2 rRNA genes are annotated in these 816 nt (G+C 51.7%); both read left to right on the plus strand.

Features of this window, described 5'->3' with window-relative positions:
* Positions 1 to 63 (plus strand): 16S ribosomal RNA (locus KQX66_RS36375); the annotation flags it as partial.
* A gap of 362 nt (positions 64 to 425) precedes the next feature.
* Positions 426 to 816: ribosomal RNA gene (locus KQX66_RS36380) — 23S ribosomal RNA — on the plus strand; the annotation flags it as partial.

Genomic DNA, 816 nt, shown 5'->3' on the forward strand with positions numbered 1-816 from the left:
ATGATTGGGGTGAAGTCGTAACAAGGTAGCCGTATCGGAAGGTGCGGCTGGATCACCTCCTTTCTATGGAGTCCATGTCGTCTGTAGGGCGACGGACAAATCTGCAGCTTAGCTGCATCAGTCGACAACCTTCGGTTGCGACGGCACTCACTCGTGTTCAGTTTTGAAAGGTGCAATGCCTTTCAAGCTTGGTAGTCCTGCCAAAAGTTGATGGTTGCATCAACCGGGCGGACATGCTAAGATAATCTTCCTGCCGCTGAAACGGCAGCGAAGCGAGATTTGTTCCTTGAAAACTGGATAACGAAACAAAGCGTAAAGCTGAATCATCCTTAGTAGTTTTAGCGAATTAGCAGCGAGGAGTGTTTCTTTGAGAGCGACTTTTGTCGAAGACAAGCGGAGCGAACAAAGAAATACACCGAGCATACGGATAAGCTAGAAAGAGCACACGGAGGATGCCTAGGCACCAGGAGCCGACGAAGGACGTGGCGAACAACGATAATGCCTCGGGGAGCCGTAAGCAGGCTTTGATCCGGGGATGTCCGAATGGGGGAACCCACGTGAGGTAATTCTCACGTACCATGCAGTGAATACATAGCTGCATTGGAGGCAGACGAGGGGAACTGAAACATCTAAGTACCCTCAGGAAAAGAAAACAAAAGTGATTCCGTCAGTAGCGGCGAGCGAAAGCGGATTAGCCCAAACCAGAGGGCTTGCCCTCTGGGGTTGTAGGACGCCGATGTGGATGCAGCAGGTTAGGTGAACCGGTCTGGAAAGGCTGGCCATAGTGGGTAAGAGCCCCGTAGCCGAAAGTCTGCG

It is taken from the genome of Paenibacillus oleatilyticus (assembly GCF_018998565.1).
In the GTDB taxonomy this organism is placed as follows: Bacteria; Bacillota; Bacilli; order Paenibacillales; family NBRC-103111; genus Paenibacillus_G; species Paenibacillus_G oleatilyticus.